32 protein-coding genes and 1 tRNA gene are annotated in these 23,598 nt (G+C 39.7%); 8 read left to right on the forward strand and 25 right to left on the reverse strand.

Annotated features, from left to right (window positions below; genetic code table 11):
• The first annotated feature begins 132 nt into the window (after positions 1–132).
• The 4 genes from ID12_RS15880 (at position 133) to sinR (ending at position 3,333) form a co-directional block, all read left to right on the forward strand.
• On the forward strand, positions 133–1,803 hold the full coding sequence (locus ID12_RS15880; protein ID WP_050827401.1) for a DEAD/DEAH box helicase: 1,671 nt from the start codon (positions 133–135) through the stop codon (positions 1,801–1,803).
• A 14-nt stretch (positions 1,804–1,817) separates the two neighbouring features.
• Entirely contained in the window at positions 1,818–2,615 is a 798-nt protein-coding gene (locus tag ID12_RS15885; protein ID WP_035390802.1) for a YqhG family protein, read from the forward strand.
• A gap of 184 nt (positions 2,616–2,799) precedes the next feature.
• Positions 2,800–2,964: an anti-repressor SinI family protein gene (locus ID12_RS19140; protein WP_080934047.1), complete on the forward strand. Its 165-nt coding sequence runs from the start codon at positions 2,800–2,802 to the stop codon at positions 2,962–2,964.
• 33 nt (positions 2,965–2,997) lie between these two features.
• The gene (gene sinR / locus ID12_RS15890; protein ID WP_017357978.1) at positions 2,998–3,333 is read left to right on the forward strand and encodes a transcriptional regulator SinR; all 336 of its coding nucleotides are present in this window, start codon (positions 2,998–3,000) and stop codon (positions 3,331–3,333) included.
• Between the two features lie 67 nt (positions 3,334–3,400).
• Here the strand turns inward: sinR and tasA are convergent, their stop codons facing one another.
• From tasA to tapA, 3 genes are read right to left on the reverse strand one after another with little or no spacing between them, the layout of a single operon-like run.
• Positions 3,401–4,201, reverse strand: coding sequence for a biofilm matrix protein TasA (gene tasA, locus ID12_RS15895; protein ID WP_035390805.1), 801 nt, complete (start codon positions 4,199–4,201; stop codon positions 3,401–3,403).
• A gap of 58 nt (positions 4,202–4,259) precedes the next feature.
• Positions 4,260–4,832, reverse strand: coding sequence for a signal peptidase I SipW (gene sipW / locus ID12_RS15900; RefSeq protein WP_017357979.1), 573 nt, complete (start codon positions 4,830–4,832; stop codon positions 4,260–4,262).
• Positions 4,833–4,881: 49 nt separating this feature from the next.
• Positions 4,882–5,409, reverse strand: coding sequence for an amyloid fiber anchoring/assembly protein TapA (gene tapA, locus ID12_RS15905; RefSeq protein ID WP_050827403.1), 528 nt, complete (start codon positions 5,407–5,409; stop codon positions 4,882–4,884).
• A 252-nt stretch (positions 5,410–5,661) separates the two neighbouring features.
• On the opposite strand from tapA, the gene ID12_RS15910 reads away from it, so the two are divergent.
• Positions 5,662–5,988, forward strand: a complete 327-nt coding sequence (locus ID12_RS15910; RefSeq protein ID WP_048001387.1) for a DUF3889 domain-containing protein — start codon at positions 5,662–5,664, stop codon at positions 5,986–5,988.
• A gap of 33 nt (positions 5,989–6,021) precedes the next feature.
• Here ID12_RS15910 and ID12_RS15915 read toward each other — a convergent pair whose 3' ends face one another.
• The 9 genes from ID12_RS15915 to ID12_RS15955 form a co-directional block, all read right to left on the reverse strand.
• A complete protein-coding gene (locus ID12_RS15915) occupies positions 6,022–6,222 on the reverse strand; it encodes a YqzE family protein (RefSeq protein ID WP_046343970.1) in 201 nt (66 codons plus the stop codon).
• 60 nt (positions 6,223–6,282) lie between these two features.
• Positions 6,283–6,666 (reverse strand): competence type IV pilus minor pilin ComGG, encoded by a 384-nt coding sequence (locus tag ID12_RS15920; protein ID WP_050827405.1) that lies wholly within the window; start codon positions 6,664–6,666, stop codon positions 6,283–6,285.
• Positions 6,663–7,160: a competence type IV pilus minor pilin ComGF gene (gene comGF, locus ID12_RS15925; RefSeq protein WP_046343974.1), complete on the reverse strand. Its 498-nt coding sequence runs from the start codon at positions 7,158–7,160 to the stop codon at positions 6,663–6,665. Before comGF ends, ID12_RS15920 begins: the two co-directional genes overlap by 4 nt.
• Complete coding sequence (gene comGE / locus ID12_RS15930; RefSeq protein ID WP_007501227.1) at positions 7,102–7,416, reverse strand: competence type IV pilus minor pilin ComGE; 315 nt, start codon at positions 7,414–7,416, stop codon at positions 7,102–7,104. The genes comGF and comGE overlap by 59 nt, the downstream gene beginning before the upstream one ends.
• Positions 7,400–7,846 (reverse strand): competence type IV pilus minor pilin ComGD, encoded by a 447-nt coding sequence (comGD, locus tag ID12_RS15935; RefSeq protein WP_017357985.1) that lies wholly within the window; start codon positions 7,844–7,846, stop codon positions 7,400–7,402. Before comGD ends, comGE begins: the two co-directional genes overlap by 17 nt.
• Positions 7,839–8,132, reverse strand: coding sequence for a competence type IV pilus major pilin ComGC (gene comGC / locus ID12_RS15940; RefSeq protein ID WP_008342186.1), 294 nt, complete (start codon positions 8,130–8,132; stop codon positions 7,839–7,841). The genes comGD and comGC overlap by 8 nt, the downstream gene beginning before the upstream one ends.
• Positions 8,133–8,148: 16 nt before the next feature.
• Positions 8,149–9,189 carry a competence type IV pilus assembly protein ComGB gene (gene comGB / locus ID12_RS15945; protein ID WP_035390815.1) on the reverse strand — a complete coding sequence of 347 codons (1,041 nt, stop codon included), beginning with the start codon at positions 9,187–9,189 and terminating at the stop codon, positions 8,149–8,151.
• Entirely contained in the window at positions 9,170–10,240 is a 1,071-nt protein-coding gene (gene comGA / locus ID12_RS15950; protein WP_035390817.1) for a competence type IV pilus ATPase ComGA, read from the reverse strand. Before comGA ends, comGB begins: the two co-directional genes overlap by 20 nt.
• Positions 10,241–10,697: 457 nt before the next feature.
• Positions 10,698–11,570, reverse strand: a complete 873-nt coding sequence (locus tag ID12_RS15955; RefSeq protein ID WP_035390819.1) for an STAS domain-containing protein — start codon at positions 11,568–11,570, stop codon at positions 10,698–10,700.
• A 99-nt stretch (positions 11,571–11,669) separates the two neighbouring features.
• On the opposite strand from ID12_RS15955, the gene ID12_RS15960 reads away from it, so the two are divergent.
• A tRNA-Gln gene (locus tag ID12_RS15960) sits at positions 11,670–11,740 on the forward strand.
• 55 nt (positions 11,741–11,795) lie between these two features.
• Here ID12_RS15960 and ID12_RS15965 read toward each other — a convergent pair.
• A complete protein-coding gene (locus ID12_RS15965) occupies positions 11,796–12,176 on the reverse strand; it encodes a Spx/MgsR family RNA polymerase-binding regulatory protein (protein WP_007501232.1) in 381 nt (126 codons plus the stop codon).
• A 212-nt stretch (positions 12,177–12,388) separates the two neighbouring features.
• Here ID12_RS15965 and ID12_RS15970 point away from each other — a divergent pair, with 212 nt between their 5' ends.
• Complete coding sequence (locus ID12_RS15970; protein WP_003217440.1) at positions 12,389–12,631, forward strand: DUF2626 domain-containing protein; 243 nt, start codon at positions 12,389–12,391, stop codon at positions 12,629–12,631.
• Between the two features lie 48 nt (positions 12,632–12,679).
• Here ID12_RS15970 and ID12_RS15975 read toward each other — a convergent pair whose 3' ends face one another.
• Positions 12,680–13,318, reverse strand: coding sequence for an MBL fold metallo-hydrolase (locus tag ID12_RS15975; protein ID WP_017357989.1), 639 nt, complete (start codon positions 13,316–13,318; stop codon positions 12,680–12,682).
• Positions 13,319–13,478: 160 nt separating this feature from the next.
• Here ID12_RS15975 and ID12_RS19145 point away from each other — a divergent pair, with 160 nt between their 5' ends.
• Positions 13,479–13,652: a DUF2759 domain-containing protein gene (locus ID12_RS19145; protein ID WP_003217333.1), complete on the forward strand. Its 174-nt coding sequence runs from the start codon at positions 13,479–13,481 to the stop codon at positions 13,650–13,652.
• 24 nt (positions 13,653–13,676) lie between these two features.
• Here the strand turns inward: ID12_RS19145 and ID12_RS15980 are convergent, their stop codons facing one another.
• From ID12_RS15980 to rpmG, 11 genes are all read right to left on the reverse strand, one after another.
• Complete coding sequence (locus ID12_RS15980; protein ID WP_008342314.1) at positions 13,677–13,991, reverse strand: MTH1187 family thiamine-binding protein; 315 nt, start codon at positions 13,989–13,991, stop codon at positions 13,677–13,679.
• 77 nt (positions 13,992–14,068) lie between these two features.
• The gene (locus tag ID12_RS15985) at positions 14,069–15,322 is read right to left on the reverse strand and encodes an MFS transporter (protein WP_035702765.1); all 1,254 of its coding nucleotides are present in this window, start codon (positions 15,320–15,322) and stop codon (positions 14,069–14,071) included.
• A gap of 330 nt (positions 15,323–15,652) precedes the next feature.
• Positions 15,653–16,774: a M14 family metallopeptidase gene (locus ID12_RS15990; RefSeq protein WP_035390821.1), complete on the reverse strand. Its 1,122-nt coding sequence runs from the start codon at positions 16,772–16,774 to the stop codon at positions 15,653–15,655.
• An 85-nt stretch (positions 16,775–16,859) separates the two neighbouring features.
• The gene (locus tag ID12_RS15995; RefSeq protein ID WP_025207626.1) at positions 16,860–18,779 is read right to left on the reverse strand and encodes an LTA synthase family protein; all 1,920 of its coding nucleotides are present in this window, start codon (positions 18,777–18,779) and stop codon (positions 16,860–16,862) included.
• Between the two features lie 212 nt (positions 18,780–18,991).
• The gene (locus tag ID12_RS16000) at positions 18,992–19,945 is read right to left on the reverse strand and encodes an ROK family glucokinase (RefSeq protein WP_050827407.1); all 954 of its coding nucleotides are present in this window, start codon (positions 19,943–19,945) and stop codon (positions 18,992–18,994) included.
• Positions 19,946–19,958: 13 nt separating this feature from the next.
• Entirely contained in the window at positions 19,959–20,162 is a 204-nt protein-coding gene (locus ID12_RS16005) for a YqgQ family protein (RefSeq protein WP_008342322.1), read from the reverse strand.
• Between the two features lie 70 nt (positions 20,163–20,232).
• The gene (locus ID12_RS16010) at positions 20,233–21,771 is read right to left on the reverse strand and encodes a rhomboid family protein (RefSeq protein WP_035390823.1); all 1,539 of its coding nucleotides are present in this window, start codon (positions 21,769–21,771) and stop codon (positions 20,233–20,235) included.
• Between the two features lie 86 nt (positions 21,772–21,857).
• On the reverse strand, positions 21,858–22,031 hold the full coding sequence (locus tag ID12_RS19395; RefSeq protein ID WP_017367602.1) for a hypothetical protein: 174 nt from the start codon (positions 22,029–22,031) through the stop codon (positions 21,858–21,860).
• Between the two features lie 89 nt (positions 22,032–22,120).
• Positions 22,121–22,384 carry a hypothetical protein gene (locus ID12_RS16015; RefSeq protein WP_008342327.1) on the reverse strand — a complete coding sequence of 88 codons (264 nt, stop codon included), beginning with the start codon at positions 22,382–22,384 and terminating at the stop codon, positions 22,121–22,123.
• An 85-nt stretch (positions 22,385–22,469) separates the two neighbouring features.
• On the reverse strand, positions 22,470–23,030 hold the full coding sequence (locus ID12_RS16020; RefSeq protein ID WP_035390824.1) for a 5-formyltetrahydrofolate cyclo-ligase: 561 nt from the start codon (positions 23,028–23,030) through the stop codon (positions 22,470–22,472).
• 49 nt (positions 23,031–23,079) lie between these two features.
• Entirely contained in the window at positions 23,080–23,229 is a 150-nt protein-coding gene (rpmG, locus tag ID12_RS16025) for a 50S ribosomal protein L33 (protein ID WP_008360061.1), read from the reverse strand.
• Positions 23,230–23,598: the final 369 nt, after the last annotated feature.

Raw genomic sequence — 23,598 nt, forward strand, 5'->3', positions numbered from 1 at the left:
ATTTTCAAAATAATCATTCATTATCGTTCGCTTTTATTGATATATAACATCTTTTAAATCGCTATCAAAAAATGAAGCGTTTAAAAACAGAACGATTTTATCATCACTCTACCAGAAAGGCAGGCGGTCACATTGAATATTCAAACGATCTTTGATCAAAAATGGGCAAGTGAATTTCAAAAGCGGCTTACAGCAGACGGTCCCTGGGCGAATTGGGATATGTACCGTTTAGCAGCACAGGTACAAAAAGTGACAGCCATTGATTCATTTGAAGGACTGCAAGCACCTGCGCACCTGCCTGCATTTACTCCTTTAAAACACCAGCTCGAAGTCGCTAGAAGAGTCGTAGAAGAGATGAATGGGAAAGCCATTTTAGCAGATGAAGTGGGTCTTGGAAAAACCGTTGAAGCAGGACTGATTATCAAAGAATACATGATTCGCGGACTTGCCAAAAAGATTCTCATTCTCGTACCCGCCTCCCTTGTGTCTCAATGGGTACAAGAACTGCGGACGAAATTTTACATAGATGCTGTCGAGCAAAAGAAGAGCTATGTGTGGGAGCAGTGCGATGTTGTGGTTTCCTCAATTGATACAGCCAAAAGACAGCCGCATCGAGACACGATCTTATCCATCTCCTACGATATGGTCATTATTGATGAAGCACACAAACTGAAAAACAATAAAACGAAAAACTATGAGTTTGTGAGAAATTTGAATAAAAAGTTCTGCCTACTGCTCACAGCCACACCTATCCAAAATCGGATAGGAGAAATTTTTAATCTCGTCTCTCTGTTGAAGCCAGGCCATTTAGGTAATGAAACACAATTTAAAGACCTCTTTGCCAAAAAAGACCTTCAACTTGAAGACCATGACCGGCTAAAACAGTTAGTCAATAAAGTCATGATTCGGAACCGGAGACAAGACACTGGCATCGAGTGGTCAAAGCGTCATGTGAAGACAATTTCTATTGATTTCTCCCCAACAGAACAAGCACTATATGATGAAATTTGCAAGTTAAAAGAAAACCCTTCCTATACGAAGCACATGTTTTCAATTATGACCTTAGAACGAGAATGCTGTTCGAGCCGTGAGGCCGTCTATATGACCATTAAAAAAATGCAAGAAGAGGAAAAACACATTCTAGGCGCTTCTGCGATGATGCACATCATGGAGAAAATCAACCAGGTAGAACAAAATTCTAAAGCACTTGAAGTCGTTAAACTCATTCAGCAATTAAATGAAAAAGTCATTATCTTCACTGAATACCGTGCGACACAAATTTATTTACAATGGTTTCTCCAGCAAAACGGCATCAGTTCGGTTCCTTTTCGAGGCGGGTTTAAACGGAGTAAAAAAGACTGGATGAAAGATTTATTTAGAGAGCGGGCGAAAGTGCTCATCGCGACAGAAGCAGGCGGCGAGGGGATCAACCTTCAGTTTTGCAACCAAATCATCAACTACGACCTTCCGTGGAACCCAATGCGCTTGGAACAAAGAATTGGACGTATTCACCGGCTCGGTCAAGAGCGGGATGTCCACATTTACAATATGGCAACTAGCGGGACAGTCGAAGAACATATTTTAAAACTTTTATATGAAAAAATTCAGCTGTTTGAAAACGTCATTGGCGATCTAGATGATATTTTAACCCGAATTGATATCCAAGATGCTGAAACAGAATTGCATCAAATTCTCTTCCAGCACGAGTCTGACGTAGACATGAAAAAGAAATTAACCCAATTTGCTTCCTATTTAACAGAAGCACAAACACCGCTTTTAGAAGAAAGACAGCAAGGTTCATAAAGGAGAGTTGACCAATGGAGCAGCGCGAGATTCACACATTTCTTCTCCGTTTCTTTCAGGCAAATCAATGCGACATACTTGAAGAAAGTGCAGGGCACCTGACCGTACAACTGACAATCGAAATGGATAAATTGATCATGAACCGCCCTTTTTATTGGCATTGGCTCGAAAAAACGGGAGGCGTACCTGAGCCGCGGCAATTGACTTTGATCACCGATCAAAAAAAAGCTGATGACTCGGTCGAAGGAGAATTTGTCCACTTCGGCTCCCCTCGTTTATTCCAAATATTCGAGGCTGTGAAACAGCAAGGCCGTTTTATTCGGCTGTACGAAAAAGTCAGACCGCTCACAAACAGCCAGATCGCACTGGAGCCGTGGCTTGGTCTCAATGTCAAAATATCCTATCTGGCAGACCGTAAAAAAGATAAACTGCTGTCTCTTGGACTTCATCTAATACGCGGAGAAGTCATCGAACAATTTCAAGAGAAGCTAGAAGCACGTGAGCTATCGTCTCAAATTCCTGATTATTGCTTCACAATGAGTACGATGATTAAGCCAGAGAGCGGCGTCAAACGGCTTTACAGCCTGATGGAACGTTATGCCAATGAAGAGCCGGATGATTGGGCGGTAAGAGCTGTTCAAAAGTGGAAAGAAGACTCGAAACTTTTAAACCAATTTTATGAAGGGACTTCAGACACATCTGTAGAATATGAAATAGAAAGACAAGCACTTAAAACTTTATACGAACCAAAAATCAGTCTTACGATTGAAAATGGCGGACTTTTTTACTTACAGCAAAAAAGAGGAGGCTGACTTAGCGAGTCTCCCTCCCTTTCATGTGATATCAAATTTTCGATCAATCAAAAGCAACGTTTGTCTGTTTGTATTGGGCGGAAACATGACGCAAGCAATCTATGAGGTCTTATCACCTGTGTTTTTCCATTTCATGCGTTAAGTGCCTGAAATACACGATTCAGTATTTTAGGAGGGTATTTGTATGGAAAAGAAAACGAAGTTATTAGACAGTGAATGGGTTCAATTATTACGCGAAGCGCGCAAAGCAGGACTAACAGTTGAAGAAGTCCGTCATTTTCTCAAATCACGCAAAAAGTCCTCTGAGTCTCCCCCTATGGCAAGAAGTCATTCTATCAAACCTTTCTGAATGTGCTATAATATCGAAAGGAAGGTGATGACATTGATTGGCCAGCGTATTAAACAATACCGCAATGAAAAAGGCTACTCACTATCAGAACTGGCCGAAAAGGCTGGGGTAGCGAAGTCTTATTTAAGTTCAATAGAAAGAAACTTGCAAACAAACCCCTCCATTCAATTTCTTGAAAAAGTCTCCGCTGTTCTGGACGTCTCGGTTCATACACTGTTAAACGAAAATGATGAAACCGAATACGATGGTCAATTAGATAGTGAATGGGAAAAACTAGTTCGAGATGCAATGACATCAGGGGTTTCGAAAAAGCAATTTCGTGAATTTTTAGATTATCAAATCTGGAAAAAAAAGCAAGAAGAGGAGTAATGCGCATGTTTTAGCGCATACTCCTCCAATTGCTATGCAGATCTTGTTATCAGTCTAAAGACTGACTTTATTTTTTATCTTCGCTGTGTGCTTTTTCGTTTTCTTTCACGTAGCCTTTTTCATCCGTATGCTTTTTTGGATTGATCGTTAAACCATTCCACTGAGTCGCTTCGAAGGAAAGATCAATTTGAATCGCATCGCCTTGGTATTTATTTTGGATATAGTGACCCGCTTTATCCTTCGTCTGGTCATTGACAAATTCAATGATCATTTCCATTTTATCGTAATCAAACGGATTCTTTGGAATGCCGTCATACTCTGGAGCTGTTGACCCATCAACGGTGGCAACATTAATTTTACCACTTTCATGTAAAAACTTCTCATCGACGGCATGACGAAGCTTTTCAAATGCGGTCTGATCCTGCTTTGACGTTAATAGATGCAGGTCAAGCAGGTTTGCATGGTCTAAAATAATATTTTTCGGGTATCCATTCCCACCTTCGGCTCCAACCGTTAGAACACTCACCTGAAATTGGCTGAGGAATTCTTCAGCTGTATTCTTCCCGCCATTTTTCGCTGATGTTCCATCTTGAAATTGGCTGTAATCAAGACTCATCAGGACTTGATTAATTGCAAGAGACCCTTTATTTTCAAAATTAAATTCCTTCTTTATACGGTCACCGGGTTTTATGTTCGCAAGGTTGATGGCGCCGGAATTCTCTTTTGCAGATAGATTCAGCTCTCCTGTAGAGTAGACCGCGTTTGCCGTCTCAACATCATTAAATGCAGCCCACGTTCCCCCTCCAATTAAAGCAAGACCTAATGCTCCCGATAAAACACCTAAACGAATTGATTTTTTCATTGCCATGATTGAACCCCCTAATAAATTGTTTTATTGAAACCTGATTTAGGTTACAAACGAAAATTTATGCTTGTTCCTCTGACATATGTAACTCAGCCGTATGTCTTCGATGTTTGGCAGCACCAACAAAATGAATGGTTGAATAAACAAGCAGCATCACCCCTGGAATAATGAGCAAAAGAGCGGTCCCAGCAGAAGTTCCTGCATACGAAAGAAGCTTTCCTGCATAAGGAATGTTCACTCCCGTATACTGCGCAGTCACTTGATTCGCTTTGACGAGCGTGCCGTCTTGATACATATTGTGGTCTCCTTTTGTCTCAAAGGCTTTATTTACTCCTTTTCCTTTCACCCCAACAATGCGGTGAGTCACAAAGGATTGGTCTTGCTTCGTTTGAAACGTAATAATATCCCCTTTTTTGAGTGTTTCAGGTGAGGTGACATGTTTCACGACAATCAATGAACCAGTCGAAAATTCCGGTTCCATTGATCCAGATAATACTTGCTTGAACTCATAACCAAAGATCTGAGGATCTCCACCTGTCGTCCTTGATGACAACACGACAATAATACACACAATCATCATCGTGAAGACCAGCGCGTAAAGAATACTCCCAGACATTTTCATCCATTTTTTCATACCTTTCTCCCCTTTACATATCATGTTTCATTCAGCAGGCAAACCCTATTTAGGACGCCTTTTCTTGACAGTTCGAAAGCTGCATATGTTGAGACGTAAAGAATGGCTTTTCAGAACCACCAAACCCTTTAGGATAATAGATTTTAAACAAATAAATTCCATTTGTTTTTGCTTTAACTGCCGTGACAGTCGTCGTTTCTTCTGATGAGAGGGACTGTATAGCACCTTTTTCAATAACATGGCCATCTTGTAATGGCATCTGAGCACTCTCTACTTTATACAGTTCCCACTTCCATTCAGAGTGCGCGATGGGTTGTCCAATATTTTTTAGTGACATGCTCAACTTTTGAGGCGCACAGACTGTCCCCTCAATAATCGTTTGATCGATCAGTTTCAAATGGCTTCTATCCCATTTCTTCAGCTGGCAATGCTGATCTGTCTCTTCGAAATTTTCACATGTTTTCATGACAAAATTCGAATGCTCGACATCGTTAAAAGAAGCATTAGTAGACGTAATAAAAAAAGAAGTGAAAATCAAACAAATAGCACAAAATAGTACAAAGAGCGGCTGTTTCATTGATTCTTTCAACTCCTTGAACAATTGTTCTTTAAAAAGAACGATTACACTCAGTATAAGGAATTACCTATAAAATCCAAAACGTCAAATTAGTCCATTTTGTTCTTAAACAAGAACATTACCGAGAAAATTCTTCCATTTTCTCATTCTTTCGCCATATTCAATATTTTTTTCTGTGACATTTGTACTTCTTAAAAATTTACATAAAAGTGCAGGATTTGGTCAGGATAATAATTGGTGAGGTGATGTTAGTTGAAATATGGAAGAATCATGATCATGCTCAGTTTACTGTTAAGCCCTTCGATCCAAAGCGCCCATCTAACGGAGGCAAAAGGAATCACTGCTGCCGCAGATCAATGGGAAACAAGGGCAGTCAAAGAAGCAAAAAAACGGTATCCGTTAGCACATGTTTTATTCAAACAAAAAGTGTGGGATCGGCACCGGGAGAAAGAATCCGTGAAGCAATATCATATTACGTTGAAAGATCAGGCCAAAGAATTTGGGGTATATGTCACCATTTCCTATAACCCATACTCGAACAAGGTCAATAAAGTCATTGTTGTCGAAGAATACAGCTAAAATGGCATTAAAAAACCGCCTGCTGGCGGCTTTTTACTTTTGTCGATGACGATGACGTTGACTTTTTTTTAGCATCATTGAGAAGCCAAAAGGCAGAACACCAAATAAACGCTGAGAAAATGGTGGTTTTGTCTCCATTTTTTCCTGTTTATGTTCTTTCCGCTCATCACGTGGTGTATTCATGTATTTAATAATTTCCTGCGTCATATATTTTACATAATCATTTGTCTTCATCGAACACTCACCTCTTCTTCCTTAAAGTGTTACCAAGAAGAGTATCGTTTTATACACTCGCTAATGAGTGCTGATCCATTGATTGATTTCTCCTGTCTCCTTATTCATCTCTAGTTCCCGCTCGTCAGTTACACCACCCTTTGTTTCGATGTTAACCAAGAGGCGGACTATCTTTTTTCTGTGATCGCACCCAATTCGCTTCAATGTCACTCGGCCTTCTTCTGTGACAATTGGACTTAATTGCTGATCACAAATACGATTTAATTTGTTTGCAGCTTCATTTAGTCCCATCCTAAATAACTGCTGTTTTTGATAAAAAGAAATCGTGAGCTCTGCACTTTTCAACTCTATTTGAAACCCAATGGTCATCGAGCCTAGAATCAATAAAAATAAAAGAATGACAGCAAATACGTGAGGATAAATAAACCCGTCTTCTCTTTTCACGTTTTAGGAATCACTCCTTTGTAAGTGAAAAAAACAGCCTCATGTACTTGACCAAATACATCTGTGACTTGGAGAGTGGTGGTTTGCTCTTTTGTTCCTACATAGAATTGTTTCACCTTTTGTAATAAAGGGAGATGACCTGCCTGATCCGTTCGTTTACGAAGCATCTCTTGATACGGCTCAATCGTCACCACTCGCCCTTGACTTGAAGTATACTCCAGAGCTGTTCCATTTTTCACCGCTCTTACAGCGACAGCACAATTTAGATCCTCCTCTAATTGCAGGACCGTTTGTTTCCACTCCATTTCCGAAAATTTGTTGATTTCTGCAAACGGATGAGCTTTTTCAACAATTGATAAAAGCAGCATGCAGCCAAAAGAAAGCAGCAAAAATAGCTGCAATTGCCATATTGCTTGAGCGAGTGTAAAGCCTTGTTCATCGCTCCAAATGTCGAAAGCAAATCGTCTTCTTTTTTTGTACTTTGTATGAAACACATCCCTTCTCCTGACCCCAAATGAATTCATATGTGATCTCGCCTCGTTTCTTTGTACTTGATTCATTTTGACCTTCTATAAAAGCTTTATTCATATACTCATGTAAGATTTGATAAGCTTCAAGTTTAGCCCTTAATTCTTCTTTCCCAATTGTCAGTTTTTCAAAGGATGGCACGAGCACAAGAGCAGCAAATAGAAAGAGGTGGCAAGAAAAGAGCATCTCAAACGTACTAAATCCTTTATTGTTGCTGAACATGAATCCGCCCGCTCCCTAAGTAAATCGTGAGTTTATATATTTGACTGCCAAATTGAACAATGAGAGAACCGCCGCTATTTGGATGTCCGTTTTTATTAAAGTGAAGGCCTTTTTGAAATGTGGATTGCTTGATGGTGCCTTTTTTATGTGGATTAGAAGCAATGATCTGCTCACTATTCTGCTCGATGACTTGATAAGATACATTGGGCGGGTGAAACTCAACAGTTACTCGTGTTTTTTTAATAAATGCAGTATAAGATGCCAATTGAAGATCTTGTTTTAGCAAGTTCACTTGCTTTTTTGCTTCAGCACTTTCTAATACATTGGGCACTTTTCCACCTATTATCGATAATAAGATAGAGAAAATCATGACGATCAAGAGCTGCTCAATGAGTGTAAATCCTTTCTCCTGGAAAAGCGATTTATTCATTTTTCACATCGCCGTTTTGAATGAAAATTGCTTTTCCATTTGGACAAGTTAATCCTTTTTTGACATAGCCTTCTTTTTCTAATTCAGCTAAAGATGGCGTCTTGCCGTCATGCTCTAATTCATATGCCATTACCTGTGTACTCACCATTGATTTCAGCCCTTCACAGCCCTTTGCTTGAATGCTTTGATGATGCCGAGTGATATTTGGAATGGTGATCAATAAAAGAATGGAGATCACAAGCATAACAATTAACATTTCTAACAGTGTAAATCCTTTATCATTCATGCTTTAGTCCTCCTTTTCACACTTGTTCCATTAGTTGATACATTGGTAAAAGAATAGATAAATACACAATGAGTATAAGAAATGCTGTTAAGCCATAGATGACAGGCTGCAGCCATGAAACCCATTTTTCAATTTTCAATTCTGCATTCTCTAAAAGAAATTGACTATATGTGTACATTTCTCTTGCTAGCATCCCACTTGCTTCCCCATGCTTAATGACAGCCGCAAAATGCCTTTCGAAAAAAGGAGACCGGCTTATTTGATGTTCCATACTCTCACCTTTTCTTAACTCTCCTATCATTTGTTCAGACATTTCTTGAAGGAAGGGTAAATAGGTCTGCTGTTTAAAAGCTTGCAAACTTTCGTAAATCGATAACCCAGCTTGAAGAAGTCCGCTTAGTTGAAGGGAAAAAAGATACGTATGCGTCAGCTGCACCCCTTTAAATAACACCGGCAGCCTGCTGATGACTTTTAGTTTCTCAAGGGTCGATTTTTTCTTAAAAAAGAGCTCATAATATCCAAAAAGACAGATACATATACAACCGATCATGAGCAGCAAAGCGTGTAGGAATTGGAAGAGGCCAAACATTCCTTGAATGAGCCATGACATACTTGTATTCATAGATGAATATAATAAAGAAAATTGAGGGACGATCATTTGCTGAACAATGATGAGCACAACAAAAACCGTAAACATAAGAAAAATCGGATATCGTAACATACGCTTGAATGTGTCTACCTGCATGATTTTTTTCTCTAAAAAACGGGCGCTTTGTTCAAGAGCTCGCGCTAGGCTGCCATGTTTCTCTGAAAAACAAAGAATAGCGACGGCTTCCCGCTGAAAATGAAGTCGCTCAAGTACAACGTAAAAAGGCTCCCCTTCAAGCAGCCACTGAATACCTGGCGTTAATCGCTGTTGCTGTTTTTTTGATAATTGAATATTCACCATCGTTAATGCCTCAACCAATGTATATCCAGCTTGAATCAATTGAGCCAGTTTCGATAAGAATTCAGCTTGTTCTTTTTTAGACCAGGCTTTAGAGGTTCGCTTCTTCATAAACCCAGCGATGATATGTGCTTTTTGATAAATAGCCGAGTGCCACTCCTTTCCGAATTAATCTTTGCAGTGTTTCGTATGACGAATGAGCGTATTCTCCTTTTGCCTCTTTGATACACTCACCAAGCTCCTTTCCGTAAAGCAATTCAAATACATTTGTTCGTCTGACTGGCCGATTTAGTTTGCAATAAAGCTCACACGTTTCGCCGCAAAATGGACATGCGAGTTCGATTAACCGCTGAGCAGCAATGGCAACCATTGTTTGTTCGAGTTCATTCATCGTCACACCAAATTCCAGCATTCGATAAAGAGCTCCTTTTGCATTTTTTGCATGCAGTGTGCTCATGACTAAATGGCCTGTCAAAGCTGCTCTAATAGCTGTTCTGGCTGTTTCCGCATCTCTTATTTCTCCAAGCACAATCATATCTGGATCATGTCTTAAAATAGCGCGTAAACCTGCCGCATACGTGATACCAGCTTTTTCATTTACTTGAACCTGCAACACTTCTTCATTTCTTGTTTCCACAGGATCTTCAAGGGTAATAATATTCCGATTAAAATGTTTTTTGGCAAACTGAATCAATGAATAAAGTGTTGTCGTTTTCCCTGAATTTGTTGGTCCTGTAAATAAAATGAGCCCATGCGAATGATTCAGAAACGATAATAATCTCGTTGAAGCTTTCGGGAACAGTGACAAATACTTTGTTTTAGGCACATGATCCTGCGGTAAAATCCGAATCACTAGACTTTCATCATTTACAGTTGGTAGTGTAGAGAGCCGAACAAACACTTGACCACGTCTTAGCATCACAGCCAATGATCCATTTTGTGGTCTCCTTCTTTCACCAATATCCATAGAAGATAAAAATTTGAAATGAGCAATGAGCCGCTCTCCGCTCTTTTTGTCAATGATCCGCTGCTGAATGAGGTCAGCGTCTACACGAAAAGAGACTGAAGCTTCCTTTTCTCTCGGAACAATATGCACATCAGATGCTCTCATTCGGCACGCCTCTTCTAACAGCTCTTGCCCCAAATATTCAATACCATACAAGTGGTTCACTCCTTTCAGTGACCATATTGTATGATGGCGTAACGTGCCTGACAAAAGCGTATTTCATGATTTTCATGACTGAAAAAGGTTAAAAATGTTCAATTTGAGGTGTATTTCATCTATAAATAACAGAAGGACATATCAAAAAATCTGACTTTTACAACAACGGGTTCCGTTCAGAGGAGAAAATAAAAAAGAAGTGCTATTGGCACCTCTTTTTGATGATTATTTCATTTGGTTCTTTCATTATGGATAATCTGTTACAAGGAGGTGTCTCCAAATTTAATCCTCCTTAATAGATTACTGATTTGAAGATAAAGAATATCCTTTCGTGTCTGATTTATGGGTAAAAAAAGAGACCAAATCTGTATGCGAATTGGTCATCTCATTCATATGCTCATTATATTGTTTCTCCTTGTCAATGGACCCGTTACTTTTACTAGTAACATTTTTTGGTTCACGTTGCTTCTTGCTGCTGCTCTTCAAAGATACGAAATCCTCTTTTTTCTAAAGCTTTTGCAAGGCTGTGTTCAGTATTTACTTTTGAGAAATCAATGCCCAGTTTCACTACAGTTTGAGCGATTTCTGGGCGAATGCCTGATATAATCGTCTCAATTCCTAGCAACTTCGCACTATCAACCACTTTAAACAGCTGATAAGCAACCATCGTATCAACAACGGGAACGCCAGATATATCAATAAATAAATGGGTTAGACGCAGTCTAGATGCCTGTTCTAGTACTGATTCCAAAATGATTTTTGCCCGGTACGTATCAATTTCACCAATCAGCGGCAAAATACCGATCTCTTTTGAAACTGGAATAACAGGCGCACTAAGCTCTTGAATCATTTCTCTTTGTGCATTAAGCTGATTGATTGTCACGCGGTCATACTCTTCTGATAAACGTGCAATCATGTCATCAAATGTTGCGTGAAAATGCTGATTCCAATCGCACACATCTTTGAGTGTCACTTCAAGCTCCGTTTGTTGTGTAAAGGTCTCAATTCTGGAACAAAAAATGTGACGGAACACCTTAAATTGTCCGATGATTTCATATAAAGGTACTTCATGAACAGCTCGATCGCGGGCAATATCAACCGACCACTTTTTTAGGTGGTCTTCTACTTTATCTGATAGCGTGACTAACGTTGCTGCAATGGTTTGGATAAATGCTGTGTTTTGTTCTTTCAGCTTCTTTTCTGTCTCCTCTGAAGCATGTTTGGAGTATAATGAGCCTTCTTCTGTTCTTGTTTTCAGCCATTCTTCGGTCATGACAGGGGCTTCTTTAAGAATAAATTCATATAATTGCTCAGATTTTTCATTTTTCATTTCTGTCGTTCGCTCCTTTTTCACTTACAACTAGTGACAACCAACTTTTTATGTATAAATGACCGCAGATGGTGAACAATAGCATTACACGTTTCATATTGGGCTATAGCCAAGTGGTAAGGCAATGGACTTTGACTCCGTGATCGTTGGTTCGAACCCAGCTAGCCCAGTTCAGCACAAAAACGAAGACGGCTGAAACATCATTCAGCTGATCTTCGTTTTTGATTAGGAAACCGATTGATGAATCGCTTTCTTTTTTGAAATTTTCATGAGTTCTCCTGGATTATAGCCGACCACTAATTTATTTCCATCAATGATAATAGGTCTCCGGAGCAGCTTTGGCTTTTCAATGAGAAGCTGAAGTACCTCATTTACTTTTAGATCATTAATATTTAAATTTAAGCTTTTAAAAGCTTGGCTTCGAGTAGCTAAAATTTCATCCATTCCTTCTGTTGTTAAGGAAAGGATTTTTTTCAATTCGTCTAGAGTTGGCGTTTCTCTGAAAAGGTGACGCTCTTTAAAATCAATTTGATTCGCCTTTAACCAATGTTTTGTTTTGCGGCAAGACGTGCAGCTTGGGTATGAATAAAAAGTAATGTCACTCATTAGTCTTCCTCCTTAGGTCGTTAACCTTTTCTCTTATGGACTAAGTACCCTCATAAATTTAGGCATAAACACTTTTTCATCACTTTTTCAAAAAAATTTTTTCTAACGAAAGAATGAATGTTCACACGTTGTCAAAAATGTAAATGTTTACATAACAAGTGATCATCAGCTATAATATGAATCAAAGGGGTTTTTTAAGGGGAGGGAAAGAAATGAATCGCATGTTCCGCGTTCTTGGGTTTTGGACGGGTATTTTTGCTGTCATGTTCTATTTAGGACATATGAAAGATGCATCCTTGCTGTTCTTCGGTCAAACCGTTCTTTTTGTATTTTTATCCTACTTGAATTTATCCGAAAGAATGTATATTTACATTTTCGGAGCGTACTTGACGATTTTCTTTGCCGGATTTACATATTATTCGATTTTCATCATGGTTCCCGGTACCGGACATTAATAGAAAAAAGCATCTCTTTTGAAAGAGATGCTTTTTTCGTGCGTGCGATTATAAAGAAAACCCATTGATAAACGGATTTTGCTCCTGTTCTGTAAGCACAGTTGTTTCCTCGCCATGTCCACTTAACACAAGAGTTGATTCTGGCAATGACAACAATTTGTCATGTATCGATTGAAGTAGCACGTCTTGATTACCGCCCGTTAAATCAGTTCTCCCGATACCGCCTTGGAATAAAGTATCACCAGAAATCACAAATCCCTCTTCCGCTGAATAGTAAGACACACTGCCAGGTGAATGACCTGGTGTGTGGAACATTTCTAATGTAAACGATCCAATTTGAAGAGGTCCTTCTGACGTAATCAATTGTTCCGCTTCTTTGACCGTAATTCCGTTACCAATTAGTCGAGCTGAACCGTTTAGCTGAGCATTTGTCAGCCATTCTTTTTCCTTTTCATGGACATAAAGCGGAATTCCCCATTCTTGACGCACCTCATCTGCTGCACCAATATGATCAAAATGGGCATGTGTCAGTAAGACTGCAAGTGGTTTCAGCTGTTTTTCTTTCACATAAGAAATTAGCTTTTGCGCTTCGCCGCCTGGATCAAAAATTAAACATTCTCCTTGTTCATTTTTCCAAATATATGCGTTCGCTTGCACATAGCCTAGTGGCATTCTTCTCCAATTCATTTTCATCACCTACTACTTTTTTCATTCTTTTTTATTATGAAGGCTATTCAATAAAAATTCAAACAATCGTCAACTTGAATGTACTCGACAAGCTTTATGAAAACGGTTAAAATGAAAAGAAAGGAAATCAAGGGGATTGATGACAAAGGGGGACTTTCATATGATGCTCGTCATTATTTTTGGTCTAGTCACGATTTTAGCCGCTCTCGGCATCTATCGCTCACTCAAAAAAGTGAACGTACTGGCCATTGCTTTCGCTGGCGCCACATTTTTGGTTTTTGGATGGTTTACCGTCATGACCATCATCTATAGCGGTTATCCAACTGCACATTAAAAGCCTGCAATCAGCAGGCTTTTTCTATTGATTCAAATGTTTATTCACGCTTTCTAATTTGCTTGAAAGGGTGGTCGTTTGATCTCTTCTGTCATCTATGCGGATATTGGTTGCTACTCGGTGTAAACCCTTTTCAAATGGAGCTTCATGAATACGCTGAATGACCTCAAATAAAACGGATAGCTCCCCTTCAATTAATGTATTCATTGGTGTGAGCTGATATTTGATTTTCCCTTCTTGTTGAAAGCCCTCTAACAGTCTTTGTACGTCTGCTACATATGCACTCACGCTTGGTGTATCAGTGCCTATTGGAATGATGGTGACATCTGCTATCGCCATGGTTCTTGCTCCTTTCAATGACATCCTATTTCTTTCTCGTTCTCATTGTAACCCATCGTGATTCAAAAATGCCATGATCATGTGGCGTTTAAGCTTGGTTTGTCCCGTTCTATCGTCAAATCTGCTCTCTCTACCTTCCCAATATTTGTGAAAAGGAGCAAGCATATACCTGAAATAGCCTCTATCAGTCCTCCTGCTGCAATGACATAACCTGAACCGAATAACGTCGCCATATAACCACCAATGAGAGCGCCTAACGGTATCATTAAATACGAGATCATGTTAATAATCGCATACACTTGCGGCTGATCCTCCGCTTTTACTGACAATTGAATCATCGTATGTTCAGGTACATTGACTGCACTGATGGCTGCACCTAAGGCAAATGCAGATATAAACACAAGTGGTAATAAAGCATTCATCCCTGTAATGAAAAATGCAATTCCATCAACGATCCCTGCCCCGATAAACAACAGACCGTATCGATTCACTTTCACCTTTGTTAAAACGAATCCCATCAAAAATGCACCTAATGCCGTGGTCACTTTGATGAATGAATATACTACTGGTCCACTATGTAAATCTTCTGTTAAATAAATAACCGACAATGCCTCCCACGGTGCCGCAGCAAAATTGGAGCAGACACAAAAAATGGCTAATGGAAACAAAATATGATGACTTTTCACAAGTGAAAATCCTCTTATTAATCGTTTTCCGTATGATAATCCTTTTTTTCCTTTATCCATGATCGCTTCCGTTTTATATGTAATCAGCAAAACCAGCAAAGCAGACATGAGGTAAAGAGGAATAATGACAAGCATTGTATATCCTACCCCTACAAATGCAATCATGACACCACAAATCGTCACAGTCACAAGCCTGACCACATGACTGGCTGATTGAATGGTTGCATTCGCCTTTTGTATCACATCTTCATGCACAAGCTTTGGAATAATGGACACGGAAGCTGGTTCATAGGAACCACCAGTCGCTGAATGCAGCAACATACCGGCAATGATGAGTGCCAAAGGAGAAAAATCATAAAAGTAACTCACCACAATCACAAGTATAATCGCCGCCCGAGTTAAATCAGCAAAGCACATCCAAAATTTCAATTGATGCGGCTTCATCATTGGGGTAATAAACGGCCCAATAATGGCTTGAGGGACAAAACTAACGGCAATAAAAAATGCTGTTCCAATTGCTCCTTTTCCCCCTAGCACTAAAAGCCACAAAATGGTGTTAAAAGATAAACTATCAGCAGTAATTTTACACATTTTAGAAACAAATAGATAAGTAAAATTCCGTTTCCACAGGCTTTGAGCATTCAATCATCGACATCTCCCTAATTCATATCCTTTTTTTTACAACCACTCTTTCACAATAGCTTACAGGGATGCTCTCGTCAATCACATCAGCACGGTTTTTATTGACCATAAGAAATTGATTGGTTTGAACGTATTAAAAGATTGTTGACAAAGGGCGAAAATGAACTTAATTTTAGCCCTTTGTCTTCTTTTCAGCGTGATAGAAAACCTTTGCAGCCCTAGGAAGGACGAGTACTGGTGCGGAGAGACTTTTACCTTCGTGAGCACCGGCACGCAGGACTGACAAAGAATGCGAGGGTTTGTCTACACGCTGAAAGCACCAATTAGGTGCTTTTAATACTTACATGCTTCCCACAATAACCGCTTTGTTTTTTCATAGATCGAATCAAATTGACTCATAGAAAGCGGGTTCTTTCCTCGCCCAAGTTCCACCGTATAGCCCTCACTTTTACATTGATAAATAAACCAATCTCGATAACCTGCATAGCTATCAAGATATTGAATCGCTTTGTAACCGCTCACCCGTTCTAACCGTTCGACCGTCTCTTTTGAAATGGCCGGTTCGTGGCCAAGAAACCCCCAGTATATCTCTTCTCCTTGTGTATGAAGGGCAATTAGCCGGTCAAAGCGTTTTCGTAAGGCGAGATGTGCCATTGCTTTCGCTTCTGGTTCTGTTAACGGCTGATGCCCTGGGAAATCCCTATAAGACGGTGCCTTCGGCTTATTACGATAATATTCGATTTCCCAATAGGCAGGAAATTGATTGTTTAAATCAATTCCTCGAATATTCGCCTTCCATTCTCGATAATCGGAAAATCCACCATTTAGCGGCGCGAACTCCTCACGGCACAGACCTAAAGATTCTGGGCCATTGCGAACCAAATCAACACCGTCTGGATTTACCATGGGTACAATAGACAAAGCAGTGGTCTGCAATATACGAACCGCTTCATGATGTCTTGCTTGCACTGGGTCCGAGGCCGCTAAACAAAGTGATTTAAGCCATTTTAATAAAACAGAGGTCGTGATCCATTCATTTGCATGAAAAGAGGCATTAACATGTATGGAATGTAAATGTTGTACAGGCTCCGTACGGATTTCATAAATGGGCGTATTAAGCACTGATTGACCAATCACACTCATCTGAAGAAAAGGAAAAACAGCTTTCAAATATTGAAGCTCTCCTTCTAAGTGAGCGCTATCATATTCAAATGTTCCGCTGATCCATTCATCTGATTGCTGGAGCCGGTAAGGCGCAATGAAGCTTTGCACATCACCTACCGATTGAAATGAATGGGTCCCTTCTGGAAGTCTATACCCCGGTAAAAGGAGGTGATCCGTATTTGACTGATTGGATAAACGGAAAGCTTCTTTCCCTATACCAAGCTGCTTTGCCACATCCTCCTTCCTTGCCTCATCCAGATGCCATTCAATTGTGCCAAACGACTTTTTCATTTACATCCCTCCCCTCTCACACTATATGAACCAGTAAGTAAAAAAAGAAAACCTCTGCATGTAAATAGCAGAGGTTTCTGTTAAATTAAGACGCCTTTTTTAGCTCAGTGTCATCTTCTTTTTTAGATGGTGAATGGTCCGAGTTGTTTCGGTCATAAAATCTAAGGAGATCTCCATAGATAATTTGATCAGAGAATTGAAGCTCTTGTTTTGCCTTTTCTTCATAAGACTGACAACCAGACTCATCTTCTCTCGGCTCACCCGTTTCTTTGTTGTAGCACACACCAGCTGTGAAAACACTGTCCTTCGTAATAAAACTTCCATCTCGAAGCACTGTGAAGTCATTTGTATCTTTTGATAATAGGTCATGACCAAATTGAATTTGCTTACTTGTATCGATTCCTAGAAGGTTCATGACTGTTGGACGGATATCCACTTGGCCGCCAACTGTATCAATCTCTTTTGGATGTTTATCCGTGATACCAGGAATGTGTACAACAAATGGTACTTTTTGAAGCTGAACTTCTTCAAAAGGTGTAATGTCTTTGTTTAAGAATTGTCCCATTGCTTCGTTATGGTTTTCAGAAATCCCGTAGTGATCCCCATATAACACAAAAATGGAGTTATCGTATAACCCTGCTTCCTTCATTTTTTTAAAGAAAAGCTTGAGTGCCTCATCTTGATAACGCACTGTAGGGAAGTATTTGTTCAACGTTTTGCTCTTTGAGTCATATTCATCAATGAGCTTATCTTCTTCATCTAAGTCGAATGGAAAATGGTTCGTTAATGTAATCAATCTCGTATAGAACGGCTGCGGGATCGTTTTCATTAAATCCACTGACTGCTCAAAAAACGGACCATCTTTTAGTCCCCAGCCAACTGAATTTTCTTCATTTACATCGAATGATTTAATATCAAAAAATTTGTCGTAGCCAAAGCTGTCATAGATCAGGTCACGGTTCCAGAAACTTTTGTTATTCGCATGAATAACAGAAGAATGATAGCCTTCCTCTTTTAACAACTCAGGTGCGGCTTTGAACTCGTTGCTTGGATTTGTGAAAAATACAGCTCCTCTTCCAAGCGGATAGAGTGAATTATCAACAATAAACTCGGAGTCGGATGTTTTCCCTTGACCCGTTTGATGATAGAAATTACTGAAATTGTAGCTTTTCTTGATCAATTTGTTTAAGAACGGCGTGATCTCTTTCCCATTCAATTTTTCATTGATCACAAAGCTCTGAGTAGACTCAAGCGATACTAGAATGACATTTCGTCCTTTTGCTTGACCAAACGTCTTTTCATTACGGTCTGTTTGATTTGCGCTTACATAGTTTTCAATTTCAGTTAAGCTATTGCTGTCGGCAAGTGCTCGCTGAGCGGATTGCTTCGATTGCAGAACCCCATCATAAATATGGAAGTTATATAAGCTGATGTTTTTCACTAGCATCTCACGGTCAAATGAACGAGTTAACAGCTCTGGTCTTTCTGTTTCAGCCAAACCAAGGTTAAAAAAGAAAGTGGCTGCCACAAATAAATAATAAGCTGCACGTCCCTTACGTGAAATCGTTACATCTGTTCTAAAGGAAGGCTGTTTTTTATAGAGCCAAATTAAAATGATGATATCAACAAACATCAGAAAATCAACTGGTTCAATTAAAGAGGTAATACTTGACCCGAGGTCACCCATATTGTTTGTTTGAAATAGGACGGGGATGGTTAGAAAATCACTGTAGAATCGATAAAATACAATGTTAGCTAATAAAATAAATGTCAGAACAAAACTCGTCACGATGATATATCGATTGCGATTTTTTTCTTTAAAGAATAAACCGATACCGAAGATAAACAAGAGAAAGCTAAGTGGATTAATAAACAGGATAAATTCCTGCATGAAATTTTCAATTTTGATATTAAAGCTAGATTTATAGATAACATAGGTTTTCACCCACATTAACAAAGTCGCAATCAGTAAAAATGAAATCGCCTTTAATCTTTTCTTTCGCATTGTAACCTCCTTATGCTAAAAACGCACTCAGGTTAGGGACATCCCCAATTATTGGTGCTTCTTCAAAAATAACTAAAGTATATCTTATCCTGTCTATGCTGGAAAATCAATGTCTTTTTCCCCATGACAAACTTATGAATATGCTAAACATTCAATTTCATGCCTATCTATCGCTGATTTTAATAAAAATGACATCATTATGACATTTTTGTTCAAGACAGCCACTTGTTTTTTGCCATCCATGCACCGCCGATCACGCCTGCATCGTTTCCTAGTGAGGCAATCACCACTTCAACATCCTCAGCACATGGCGGGAAGGCATGATGCTTGACGACACGCTCTACTTTACTGCGAAGAAGCTCGCCCGCTTTAGATACACCGCCGCCAATGACGATTTTTGTTGGGTTTAAGGCACTGGCTAGATTCGCAAGGACAAGACCAAGATGGGTTGTTACTTCATCTACGACATGCATCCCCAGTTCGTCTCCGTTTTCTGCTGCCTCAAATACATCCTTTGCAGACAGCGAAGTAAGTGAGCCAAGTGATGATGTATGGCTCTTTGTTTGTAATGAATCCTTTGCGATTCGGACGATACCTGTGGCAGACGCAATGGTTTCAATACAGCCTGTTCTCCCGCAGTTACATGGTGCTCCTTGAAATGGAACGGCACAAATATGACCAATTTCTCCACCAGCACCTGTTTCGCCTTGAACCACTTCTCCATTGACAATAATACCGCCGCCAACCCCTGTGCCCAGTGTAACCATCAGGATGTTTTTGGCGCCATCACCTGCACCCTTCCACATTTCACCGAGTGCAGCAATATTCGCATCATTTTCGATGACAGATGGAAGTCCTGTCTCTGCCTCTAAATGGTCTTTCAAGGGATAGTTTGTCCAGCCCAGATTCGTTGTTTTATAGACAATTCCGGATACTTTATCCACTGGTCCCGGTGCCCCCATACCGATCCCAATTAGGACTGATTTCGGCATGCTGATCTCAACTAGTTTATGGTCAATTGACTTGGCAATGTCGACTGTAATTGTCTGCCCAGATTTATCCGTAGGAATCTCCCACTTATGCTGAATTTCACCATAAAGATTAATAAACGCAAGCTTAATTGTCGTACCGCCAAGATCAACTCCTACAAACCAATCCCCTGTCATATGTCCTCCACCTTCACATTGTTTTTCGGTTTAATTTGGCTAGTTCCATTTGAAGGATGGTCATTGCGTTTGACCATTCAGTTCGATCGATGATGCCCGATGTGTACATTTCCTTCAATTCATCTGCCATAAATTCTAATTCCACTTCACGATCTCCGAAATACACGTAATTTCCAAATCTCATGAGCAGCTGCTGTACATCATATAACGTTTTCATTACTTTCACCATTTCTCTAAATCAACAGATAGGATAAGCGTATTCATAAATACGCTTTCAGTCAAGTCATTCAACGTGTTTGAGTGTTTTCAATATATTGTTTCAACTTTAAAAATTGGTCATTTTGCGGATCTTGTTTTAATGCTTTTTCGATGAAGTCGTCTGCCTCCGCTGTCTCGCCTTTTTCTACATATAACAACGATAAGTGATACAATTTATTCGGCTCATTAGGATCTTTTTCAAGCGACTTTTGCAAATACTCAATGGCCTTGTCAAGATGTCCAAGCTGCGCTTCGGAAAGCGCATATATATGAAGTGCTTCAGCTGAGGCATCCTTTTGCTTTACATATTCCTCTAGACGCTGACTTGCTTCGCTATAGTTCTTTTCATCAAATAAACTCGCTGCCTCGCTAGTTGCCGCCGCTTCTTTTTGATCGTCTGAATGAAACCCTGTATACAATCCAAAGCCGCCAATAAGGAGGAGAAGAAGACTAGCAAGAAGCATTTTGACAGGCTGAAACTGTTTAGGAAGACGGACCGCTAAAGCGGCTAAAAATCCGCCAGCAAGCCCCCCAAGATGCCCTGCATTATCAATCCCTGATACAGTGAAACCTATCCCTAAATTGATGAGGATAATCACGATAATATTTGTCCCCATCGTACGAAAGAAGAGCTTCCGGTTAGAAATCGCTAAATATAACAATGCGCCTAAACAGCCAAAGATCGCACCTGATGCTCCTGCTGCGATGGCTGTATTAAACACAAAGCTCGCTATGGAGCCAAAGATGCCGGAAATTAAATAAATGAGCAAAAATCTTCCTGAACCATAAATTCTCTCAACAGCCGCTCCAACGGACCAAAGAGCAAATGTATTAAAGAGTAAATGCGTCAAACCAATGTGTAAAAACATAGGTGTCACAAAACGCCACCATTCACCCTCTAAAATCAGCATATTATTTTTCGCACCAAATGCTGTTAAAGTGGCTGTATTGGTACTTCCACCAGATAATTCAAGTAAAAGAAACATCACCACTTGGACTGCGATTAACATATAGGTAAAAATCGGTCTGCCATTTTGAAAAACGGCCCGTTCTCGTTCACGCTGCTTTTCCTGATCTTGAAATGCCTGAAGCACGTTCATTTTAAGCTGCATCACATCTTCGGCTGTATCTGCTTTCGCCTCTTCTACATCAATCGAAAGTGATGTATTCAGCCATTTTTGCAGCTCGTGTCCATCGTTTTGAAGGGTTTCTTCATTCAGTAAAACAGGTGTCACCGTCACCTTTTGCTGTTTTTGCGGTTGACCGTTTATGTCTTCCCAATCATCTACTGGATGATCAGCTGTAAATTGTAGCTGCAGGAGATGGAGAGAACGTTTACGCATGGCTTCTCTCAACTGATTCATCCGAAAAGCCTGCTCTTCCATATCTCGAACGATCTCCTGTCTAAAATTCACATCTCTTCTATATAGACGGATGAGATCATATCCTGAGTTTCGTGGTGCTTCAAAAAAGATTTCATCTTCTGGGTACGGGCTTTGAATCATCTCGTATCCTTTTTGTCTGAGTTCATCAATCACTCGCCAAAATAGACTATCTATGACATTCATTCATTCGCGCTCCATTTTTTACATTATTATAGCAAGAATTACTCTTATACGCATTTCTCAACAAAAAAATCCCGGCTTTTGCGGGATTAGAATGCTTGGCGAATAAATTTCGTCCGAAAATATGGGATTTTCATCAGCCATTTAATAAAAAAGTGACGCACTTGGTTTTGACCTAAGATCAAATTCATGAGCCGATAACGATTTTGCACAAGAACGAATGCAAACAGTGTGAACACAATGCTCCAAATCATTTTATTCATCATATTCCCTCCTATGTTCGTATCGTGGCTTAAATAGGATTTGTTTATGCATGAACCATCATTTTTATCTCTTACCATGCGATCTACTTTCACACTCTAATCCCTTGTTCTTTTGATTGGATATAATAGACCTCTTCACACTCTGATTGATCATAAGAACCGCCAAATTGATGAAGGTCGATTAAATCTTTGAACGCTTTGATATACTCTCTTCTTATTTTTCCGACTCCAAAAAAATCAAGGTGTGTATGCCAAAAATAAACCCATGAATCATGTTCGAGTTGTAAGTCAAAAGTATTCACTTCCTCCCACAAATTACGGAAGTATCTTTTCTTTCCTCGAAATTTTTTCAATATATGACTCCTACTAGATAAAATGCCCTGAGCTAATGAAAAGATCTCAACACAAAAAGCCCGTTTTTGGACAATGAGCGGGCTTTCACTTTTGATATAACGTACCTTTTTCACTGACAATCATAGATACCGGTATGTCGTGCGCTTCAGCCGGAATATGCCTCGTCTGCTGTAAAGACAAACAAAGGGCAATGGTTACGCCGTGGTAGTCCGCTAAGTAGCGATCATAATAGCCCCCACCAAACCCAATCCGGTAGCCGTTCTGATCGAAGCACACCCCAGGAACAATGATCAAATCAATGGCTTCTTTATGTACAGCTGTAGACTCAAGAGGGTCTGGCTCCAATAGTCCAAAGTAGCTGGATGTCATCTTTGTTTCAGGTGTATATTCATAAAACACCATCTCTTTTGTTTTCGGAAAACAGGTGGGAATACAAACTGTTTTTCCTTCTTCCCACGCTTTTTCAATCAGAGGCATTGTCGGTATTTCTTTTCCCCTAGACATAGTCAAAGCAATCGTTTTCGCCTGTTTCCATTCTGACAGCTGCAGCACGTGTTCATGAAGTAGAGAAGCATAGCGATTGAACTCTTCAGTGCTTAACTGCTCAAGCATGGCCAATGTTTGAAGGCGGAGCTCCTTTTTCATACAGGTTCATCTCCCATCATAAAAAAACAGCAGGAAAATTCCCTGCTGCTTACTTTGTTTCACGATGTAAAGTTTGTTTTTTATCACGTGAGCAATACTTTTTGAATTCAACGCGATCTGGATTGTTTCGCTTATTCTTTTTAGTAATATAGTTACGCTCACCGCATTCAGTGCAAGCTAGAGTAATATTTACGCGCATGTTTTTCCCTCCAAACTAAAATCAATTCACATTCAGACCTAACTATAATACCACTTCTAGCTAAGGAATGCTAGAATGTTTTTTCACCAATTTCATTTTTCAATGCATTCCCCCCGCATCCTGATCCATATTGTCTGGTCATGTGATGAAAAATCGCCTTCTCCCCTATAAAAACACGTTCTTTGTCGTACTGTATACATGAGAACCCCCTCTTTGTTCCACAGCTTTTTTTCATCTGATCCGTCTTCTTTTATTTTAACAGCGGGCAAGGTTTTCATACTTGGTTTCCCTATAAAAAGAAAAATGATGAAAAAAAGGTGATTTTTTCAGCAATTCCTTTTGAAACTAGCTTTTTTATGGTATAAAAAA

This window comes from Bacillus altitudinis, from assembly GCF_001191605.1.
In the GTDB taxonomy this organism is placed as follows: Bacteria; Bacillota; Bacilli; order Bacillales; family Bacillaceae; genus Bacillus; species Bacillus altitudinis.